Below are 9425 nucleotides of genomic sequence, written 5' to 3' on the forward strand. Positions count from 1 at the left end.
TTATGAAAATTTCAAAAAAAACACAAAAAGACTTAAAAACGATTAATGGTTTAAGCAATAAAATGATTTTGTTATTTGCTGGTTTTATGTTTTCGTTCTTTTCGATTCAAGCATTGTCTTCAAACGAAATGAATTCAAACGCCTTAGCAACGACTTCAAATTACGGCAACTCATTCATATTTATTGAAAGCAACATTGAATTTTCAATTTTCCCTGATGGTCAATTTGATTTTAATATTCTTGGAAACCGCGCTAATTTAAATGTATCCATAAACACAGGAAATGTGAATGTAAGTTTTAATTCAGGCTATAATTATAATGGTTATGTTCAGTATGATGAATACGGTGCTATTGTTCAAATTGAAAACATTCCAATCTATTATGACGATTACGGTCGCGTAATTCAAGCAGGAAATGTAAATGTATTTTACAACAACTTTGGTCGCATAGCAAGAGTTGGAAGCTTAAACGTTTTTTACAATAATTACAATCAATTTACATACACCACTGGCTATATAAACCTTTATAATAGAGGTTATATTTTCAGACCTTGGCACAGGTATTACCGTGTACCAAGACCAAATTATTGCGTTGTTTACAACAGACCGTACAGAACGCACTACCGTCCAGTTCGCTACCGTTATGTACGACCATTTATTAACAATGCAAGACCTAGAACAGCTATCGCTTCTAGACGTGGGCATGATATTCAAAGAAACAGAAATTACGCCACTGTAAACAGAAGCTCTAAAAACAGGACTGCTGCTATAAATAACTCTAGAAATACCACGAGAAGTGTTGCCAATAACCATTATAAGCAACCAAATAAATCTAGAGCATACAAAAGCAACAAAAAAACAACAGTAAACAACAATAGAAAAAGAACAAATACATATACTCAAAACAAAAAAAGAACCCAAGAACATGTTGCAAAAAATCCAAATCAAAAAAACACACGTATATCTAATAGAACTTTAGACAAAAATAGAAATAGCCAAGTTGCTAGAGTCTCTGCAAATAATCAAAAACAAGTCAGACAGTCTACGGCATCTCGATCTAAAGCAAATAAAACAACACAAAGAACAACTGCCCAGAACCAAAGCAGAAGTTCTAATAATAAAGCAAGATCGTCTTCAAGACGTATATAATATTTAAAATTTTGGTTGGTTAGTATGGAAAGCCCTGCAAATAGTTTGCCTCAAAGCAACTTTGCGGGGTTTTCTAATTTTACAACTTACACAATCATTTCAGATTTAGATAGCGTTTAATTAAACCTGAAATGTCTTCAGAAAAATTAAAGCGATACACTACAAACAGATAGATTATCCCTAATAAAGAAGATTTTAAGGCAATATTTAATATTGGATGAAAAGGGAAATCCCAAAAATAAAACAGAAGTACACTTAATAAAATCACCCCTCCTATTTTCAAAGTCTCTATGGTAAACGGAAATATCTTAAACTTTTTGTAAACAAAATATAACTTAATTGAATTATACAAAAAAACCGCAACAAACGTAGCTAGTCCAGCTCCATTAATGCCCAACCATGGGATAAAAACGATGTTTAGCAAAATCATTAAAATCACCAAAATCACCCCTAAAACCAAAACAATTCGGTAATAATCACTATTAAACAATATGGCATTATTACTCCCTAAAGCTGTGTCGTAGAGTTTTGAAACACTGATAATAAACACAACAAACAAGCCTCCGCTAAATTCTTCGGGGATAATATAATAGAGCTGATTAATATTTAAAACAATCAGTAAAAAAACAAAACCTCCAACCACAAAAAGATTTAAAGAACTGCGCACATACAAATCTTCTAAAGATTTAAAATCCCGTTCATTAAGATATTTAGCCGATAATGGCATTAAAATTTGATGCATAGAACGCTGAGGCACCGCAATAACGGCTGCTATAAAAATAGCGACATTATAATAGGCAATTTCTTTAATATCAACATAATACCCTAACATGACTTTGTCTATATCCAATAAAACCGTTGCAATAGAACCTGCAATTATAATTAAAAAAGAATATTTTAATATGCTGCTTAAATTATTCAAGCGACTAAATGTAATGACAGGGAATTTAATACTAAAAGCATAAATCTTCATAACCAATGTCCTTAATAGATACACGATTACGAGTCCGAACATAAATTGTTCAACATCAATTATTTTAAAATAGAGTAAAAACAGCAGAACCATCGTGCCAACTCTATGAAAAACCTCTTTCATAAAATTACCAACAACTGTTTCCATTTGCACTTTCGCCCAAGCAAAAAACACTTCAAAATAAGCCAAAGCAATAGCTACAAAAATAGTATGCCACAAATAATCCTTTATAATTTCATTTTTTTTAGAAAGTAATGCTGTAATCACATCATAACCAAAATAAGTAATAGCCACAATAGGAATAATAATAGCCAATGGTAAAAACAACATGAGTGTTAAAAAGCTATTTAATGAAATTCGTGTTTTAAAAGAACTGTAAAACTTCACTAAAGTATTGTGCATCCCAAGAGACATAATAGGCATGATTACATAAGCTAAAGAAAGCATGTAGCCCACCATACCATAATATTCGTCGCTTAAAAATTCTGTGTATAAAAACAACGTATTTATGGCGCCTATAAAGAACCCGAGATAGGTGGAAATAATATTTTTAAAGGATTGCGTTGCAACTATTCCCATTTAAAGCAGTTTTGATAGAGATTGGGTAAGTGCTTTTCTGTGAAATTTTTGCAAGCCAATGGGGTGTGTTTGTAAAGTATCATTCTGAAATGCCACATAGTGCTCTAAGATAGTTTTTTTTAATGAGTCGAAATCATTATAATTAAAACACGTTCCTGTATTGGTTTCTCTCATAATTTTTTCAACATCCCATTGGTTCGGACCAATAGCAATTATTGGACGATTAGAAACCATATACTCAAACAACTTCCCCGGAATAATACTTTTTGTTTCTTCGGAATCAATTTCAATTAATAGTAAGATTTGTGATTTTTTTTGAAAAACAATAGACTCGTTATGCGAGACATAACCTACATCATTTACATAATCACTTAAATTAAATTTACCAAGAGATTCTAGAATGTTTTCACTAACAGATCCAATAAAATTAAGCTGAAAATCTTTAGAGAAATCTTTATTCTCATTGATTAACTCACTTAAAGCGCGCCATAATATTTCAGGATTTCTTTTTGATAATAATGAACCGATATGCGATAAAGTAAATTTAGAATCCATTTGAAAATCCTGAAAAACTTCATCATCGTAACCATTAGTAATTACTTCTATGGGTTTATCACTAATGTTTTCAAACTCCTTTTTTGTTGTAAAACTTGTTACAATTAATTGATCAGCTTCATTTAAAACCTTTTTTTCCAACTGCTTGTGTTTTACCTCTGAAGCTCGCGTTAACCGCAATTGTTTGTGATAACCAATAGTTGTCCATGGATCTCTAAAATCTGCCAACCACTTCACCCCCAGCGACTCTTTTAATTTTAAACCAATTAAATGTACACTGTGTGGCGGCCCAGTTGTGATTATAGTATCAATACCATGTTGATCAATATACTTAGAAAGGAATTCAACTGAAGGTTTCACCCAGCCTACTCGGGCATCGGGGATGAAAAAGTTACCACGCACAAAAAGCATTAATTTCTCTAAAACAGATTGCTTTTTATCTTCGGAAATAATCCCTTTGCTTATGGTTTTAGATGATTTTTTAGATAAAATTCCAGCCCACCTGTAGGGCTCTTTTATTGTGTGTTTTAAGATTTTTAAATCTTTAGAAACCTCAGAAGATAAAGTCTTGTCAATTAAAGGGTAATTCGGATTTTCAGGGATATAAACAACAGGTTCAATATTAAAATCTGGCAAGTACTTTACAAATTTCAGCCAACGCTGAACTCCTGGACCACCTGCTGGCGACCAATAATAAGTTATTATAAGTACTTTTTTTTTATTCATTTATGTTTTAAAAGGAAGCATTTCAATTAAAAACCTAACACTACTCTGCTGTCTCATTCTTTTTCTTTCGTTTTAACTCATAAAACAAACCTAGAAGCAACAAAACACCTAACAAAACCGAGCTTGCCAATGTAATTCGGCTACCTGTTTTTACAACATCTGGATCAAATTTGAATTCTATAATATGTTTTCCAGCAGGCACAGGCATCCCTCTAAGAATATAATCAACGCGCATAAAACTCACCTCTTCGCCATCTAGATACGCTTTCCAACCGTTACCATAATACACTTCTGAAAACACAGCAAAACCATCATTTTTATTATTTGACTGATACTTTAAATAATTAGGCTTAACATTTTGTAATTGAATAGTTAATGAAGAATCTAAAACATAATTATTTCTCAAATTATCAATTGACTGAACAGCCTCATGATGCGAATAAATAGCTTCTGTTTGTGTGTTTAAATTTTCTAAACCTAAAATTTCTTCATTTGCTGAAGCCACCTCTTTTAGGCTTGAAATAAACCAAGCATTTCCATTGGTTTGATCGTTTTCAAAAGGAACAACAGCACCTTTTTCATCTTGCGCAACAATGTATTTTGTATTCAGCATACTCAATACATTAATATTATTTTTTTCTAAATAGAAATCGAAAACCTCTCGATAACGTCTTAATTCAGCAGCATTATATCCGTTTAAGGAATTATGAAAGTATGAAGGCTTTGAAGGTCCTGAAACTAAATCATACACACGATAATAAGTTGTATCCTTCAAAATATGTTTATCCACTTCAGTCGCTTGAAACGGCTTACTCATTTTAACACCTGCCACAAAATCGTCATTATTTACATAACGTCTATCAACACCAATTAAATCAAATAAAATAAGCACACAAAATGAAGCTATCACCCATTTTTCCTTCAGTTTATCTTTTAAAAACATAAAAATAGCTCCAGCAGAAAACACAACTAAAATCAAACTGCGCAAGGTATCCTGTGTAAAAACAGTTTTTCGATCACTTTTTACAGCAGCTATAAAGGCTTGCCCGTAACTCTCGCGATACAATCCGTCGTTAGCTCCAACAAAATCAAATAAAGACGATTTAAACAACAAGAAAACTATTGCCACACCTCCTGTTATAATCGTTGTGTTTTTTAAGGCTTTTAGTTTTTCATCATGTTGTCTAGAAACATCAAATAATTTTACCAATCCAAAAATTGCTAAAGCAGGAATACACAATTCTAAAATAACCTGTATAGAACTCACTGCTCTAAATTTGTTATATAACGGCACATAATCGATAAAGAAATCGGTTAAAAACCCTAAATTTTTCCCGTAAGATAATAATAAGGACAAAATAGTTCCGCTAACAAGCCACCATTTTAAACGCCCTTTCACTAAAAACAAAGCAAAAACAAACAGGAATAAAACCACAGCTCCTACGTATGCTGGAGCTTCAACAATTGGTTGATTTCCCCAGTACATAGGCGCACTTTTCGATGCTTCAAGCGCTTGGGTTGTAGAGGCTCCTAATTTTCTATAAGCTTCATAAGTTGCTGAATTTCTTCCAACATCTTCATGATTTCCACCACCAACAAACCTTGGAATAAATAAATTTAAACTTTCAACAATGCCATAACTAAATTGCGTGATATAATCGCGATCTAAACCAGAAGTCACTTCTTTTCTAGAACCATCAGGATTAATGGTTAACTCGCTTTTACTACGCTTACTTTCTTTTACATATTCTTTTGTGGCTAAAATATTAGTTGCATTTAACGCAATAGAAAGTATAACGGCAGCGATAAGAATACCAACAGATTTAAAATAATGTGGAAGGGTTTTGTTTTTATAGGCATCAACCAGATAAGCAACGCCTAAAACAATCACTAAAAGCATTAAATAATACGTCATTTGAAAGTGATTAGAAACAAGCTCCAGCCCCATAGCTACAACTGTTAGCAAAAATCCCCAAATGTATTTTTTTTGAAACACTAAAATAATACCACTTAAAACTAAGGGCATGTATGCTATGGCGTGTGCTTTACTGTTATGACCAACACCTAAAATAATTATCAAATAGGTTGAAAAACCAAATGCCAAAGCACCAAGCGCCGCGAGTTTATAATCGACTTTTAAAACCAGTAAAAACACGTAGAAGCTCAATAAATACAGAAAAAGATAATCTGCAGGGCGAGGCAAAAAGCGAAGTGCTAAATCAAGTTTCTTTATATAGTTGTGCGGATACTTCGCCCCTAATTGATAGGTTGGCATGCCACCAAAAGCACTGTTTGTCCAATAGGTTTCTTCACCAGTTTCAGCCTTAAAGTCTGTTTGCTGCTTACTCATCCCGATAAATTGCACAATATCATTCTGATAAATGGCTTTACCTTTTAAAACAGGGCTGAAATACGCAAGAGAAATAATTACAAAACCTAAAAGTACTAATATGTGTGGTAAAAATCTTTTTACTGAAAACTGCATAAATTGGTGTTAATTCAAATGATTGCGAAAATTAATCTATTTCTTCGAAATCAACATAATCACCAACCTGTTTATTTGAAGTTTTTGTTTGAGGAATTTTGTCAATAGTTATTTCCCCTTCCTTTTTAGGGGCTTCTCTTTGAGCACCCTTTTGAAACTGACCGAATTGACCACCAAAGCGTTCTTCGGCTTTTTTAGAAGCATATTTTATAAGAAATGGTGCAAATAATCTTGAAAGTATTTTTAACCCGTAATAAACCAACGCTATTATAAGTATGGTTCTTAATAATCCCATTTTTTAACTTTTGTTTGTAATTCATTACAAAAATACAATTCTATCTGCTGAAAAAAAGATGAAAAATGATAAAAAAACTATAAAATATCTATATTTGGGCAGCGTTTAATAACTTTATAATAAAGAGAGCTTTAAACCGATGCCTATGAATCTACAAAAATATTCCTTGATTTTATTATTATGCTTAACAACAACTCAAGGTTTTTGCCAATATACTGAAGTTATAAATTCAAATAGACCAGGGGTTTCTAAAAGTGCCTTTTCAGTTGGAACTAACGTTGTGCAGTTTGAAGCTGGGCCCTATTATTTGAAAGAAAAAAGAACTCCTGAAACAGCTTACAATGTTTCTGGTTTCGGTATTGATTTTGCCGCACGATACGGCTTATTATGGGAGCCTTTAGAGATTAATATTGAAGGAAACTACCAAAACGACACCCAAACTTTTACCTCAAATAACAATTTAGAAAATAAGCGTTCTAACTTTAAATATGTTACACTTGGTGCTAAATATTTAGTTTACGACCCGCACAAAAACCAACCTGAAGAAAAACCTGATTTATACAGCTGGAAAGCAAACCGAAAATTTAAATGGAAGACTTTAATTCCTGCGGTTTCGGTTTATTTAGGTGCTAATTTTGATTCTAAAAACAATCCATATACCGCTCCAGATATTAGTGGCGTTAGTCCTAAAATCATGTTAGCTACACAAAACAATTTTGCTGGAGGCTGGGTTTTTGTAATGAACTTCATTAAAGACCGCATTGGAACCGACCAATCTGATTTTCAATACATATTAACACTAACCCATTCTGTAAGTGAGAAATGGGTTATATTTGGCGAAACTCAAGGGATTAAAAGTGATTTTTATGCCGATAATCTTTTCAGATTAGGAGGCGCTTATTTATGGTCGAAGAATTTCCAACTCGACTCTGCAATAACATTTAACACAAAAGATACACCTTCTGTTTTTAGTGTAAACTTAGGAGCTTCTTATAGATTGGATTTCCACAAAGACAAGAAACCTAAAAATAATGATGTGCCTGATGAAGAAAATGGCATTCCAACAAACTTAGGAAACAACGATCCAAATAGCACACTCCCTCAAGAACCTGAAAAAAGAAAAAAAGAAGACGTTGATTTTGACTAACAAATCAAATAGCGCATCAATACAAAACATGGTAAAACTTAAAGAAGTTAAATCTAAAAAGGAACTTAAAGCATTTGTTAAATTCCCTTTTAAATTATATAAAGACTCTAAATACTGGACACCACCCATTATAAGTCAAGAGATTAAATCGTTTAATAAAAAAGAAAACCCTGTTTTTAATGATGCTGACGCGCGATTATTTTTAGCGTATAAAGATGATGAAATTGTTGGGCGTGTTGCAGCTATTGTTAATTGGCTTGAGATTAAAGGTCAAAACCAAAAAAAAATGCGTTTTGGCTGGTTTGATTTTATTGATGACCTTGAAGTATCTCAAACGCTTTTAGATAAGGTTGAAGAAATAGGTAAATCTTATAATTTAGAGTACACTGAAGGTCCTGTAGGGTTTTCAAACCTTGATAAAGTAGGTGTTTTAACAGAAGGTTTTGACTCTACCGCTTGTATGGTAACCTGGTATAACCACCCCTACTACATAAAACACTACGAGGCTGCTAACTTTAAGGTTGAAAAAACATACTCTGAAAGTATTTTTCCCTTTGAAAATGTAAAACCTGAATTTTTCTTAAAGGCACAGACCTTAATAAAAAAGAGATATCAGTTAAGCGCCTTGAATTTCACAAAAACAGCTGATGTGATGCCTTATGTGGACAAAATGTTTGACTTGTTTAATACGTCTTATGCTTCATTATCATCATTTGTTGAGATAAACGACATTCAAAAAGCCTATTTTAAAAAGAAGTTTATAAGTTTTATAAATCCTGAATACATCAAATTTGTTGTGGATAAGAACAATGAATTGGTAGCGTTCGCGATTGTTATGCCTTCTTTTTCTGAAGCCTTACAAAAAGCAAAAGGCCGATTGTTTCCTTTTGGTTTTAAATACATTTTGGATGCTAAAAAAAACAGTAAAACTGCAGATTTCTATCTAATAGGTGTTCATCCCGATTATCAAAATCGAGGCGTGCACGCTATTATTTTCAATGAATACTATGAAACCTTTAAGAAAAAAGGCATAATGACATGTTACAGAACACCAGAACTAGAAGACAATGAAGCCATAAAAAAAATATGGAAGCATTTTGATCCGGTTGTTATAAAAAGGAGAAAAACATTAAGAAAATCACTATAAAAACCAAAAATTGATTAAATATCAGTCTTGGTTTTTTGTTTTTTTATTAAAATCTTGATGCATTAGAGTTTTTAGGTGCTAATTGAACATAGGTATCCCTGTGAAGTCTTTAAAACAACTAAAATCTAGGCAGCTTTTTGAACTTGGCTATTTTGTTTTCGTCTACCTATTTCCAGAGCATTAGCGGTATGTATTCCGAAGAATATCCAGAGGGTTTCGGTGGCTTTTGTTTTAGCTTTTATACGTTTGAGATGGTAATATTCCTTTTCCTTTCCAAAACTCCCTTCTAATCTGGTTGCCCGTTCCTTGGTAATTGCAGCCTTAAGTTGGTTCTCCTGCTTATAGTTTTTAGGAAGCTTCCCTTTACGCT

Annotated in this window: 7 protein-coding genes and 1 pseudogene; 3 read left to right on the forward strand and 5 right to left on the reverse strand. The window is 32.7% G+C overall.

What is annotated here, in order from left to right; genetic code table 11:
• Positions 1-2 precede the first annotated feature (2 nt).
• Positions 3-1148: a hypothetical protein gene (locus tag H6X70_RS16260; RefSeq protein WP_194768760.1), complete on the forward strand. Its 1146-nt coding sequence runs from the start codon at positions 3-5 to the stop codon at positions 1146-1148.
• 94 nt (positions 1149-1242) lie between these two features.
• Here H6X70_RS16260 and H6X70_RS16265 read toward each other — a convergent pair whose 3' ends face one another.
• Genes H6X70_RS16265 through H6X70_RS16280 form a run of 4 tightly spaced genes read right to left on the reverse strand, consistent with a single transcriptional unit; the run spans position 1243 to position 6761 of the window.
• Positions 1243-2700, reverse strand: coding sequence for a lipopolysaccharide biosynthesis protein (locus H6X70_RS16265; RefSeq protein WP_194768761.1), 1458 nt, complete (start codon positions 2698-2700; stop codon positions 1243-1245).
• Complete coding sequence (locus tag H6X70_RS16270; protein WP_194768762.1) at positions 2701-3981, reverse strand: glycosyltransferase family 4 protein; 1281 nt, start codon at positions 3979-3981, stop codon at positions 2701-2703.
• 40 nt (positions 3982-4021) lie between these two features.
• Positions 4022-6466 (reverse strand): YfhO family protein, encoded by a 2445-nt coding sequence (locus tag H6X70_RS16275; RefSeq protein WP_194768763.1) that lies wholly within the window; start codon positions 6464-6466, stop codon positions 4022-4024.
• Between the two features lie 31 nt (positions 6467-6497).
• Positions 6498-6761, reverse strand: a complete 264-nt coding sequence (locus H6X70_RS16280; protein ID WP_194768764.1) for a DUF4834 family protein — start codon at positions 6759-6761, stop codon at positions 6498-6500.
• A 145-nt stretch (positions 6762-6906) separates the two neighbouring features.
• Between H6X70_RS16280 and H6X70_RS16285 the strand changes: the two genes are divergently transcribed.
• Positions 6907-7908 carry a transporter gene (locus H6X70_RS16285; protein ID WP_194768765.1) on the forward strand — a complete coding sequence of 334 codons (1002 nt, stop codon included), beginning with the start codon at positions 6907-6909 and terminating at the stop codon, positions 7906-7908.
• Positions 7909-7936: 28 nt separating this feature from the next.
• On the forward strand, positions 7937-9055 hold the full coding sequence (locus tag H6X70_RS16290) for a GTP cyclohydrolase (RefSeq protein ID WP_194768766.1): 1119 nt from the start codon (positions 7937-7939) through the stop codon (positions 9053-9055).
• Between the two features lie 125 nt (positions 9056-9180).
• On the opposite strand, the pseudogene H6X70_RS16295 reads toward H6X70_RS16290, so the two are convergent.
• Positions 9181-9425, reverse strand: a pseudogene (locus tag H6X70_RS16295) (transposase); the annotation flags it as partial.

The organism is Tamlana sp. I1, from assembly GCF_015355625.1.
Lineage (GTDB): Bacteria > Bacteroidota > Bacteroidia > Flavobacteriales > Flavobacteriaceae > Pseudotamlana.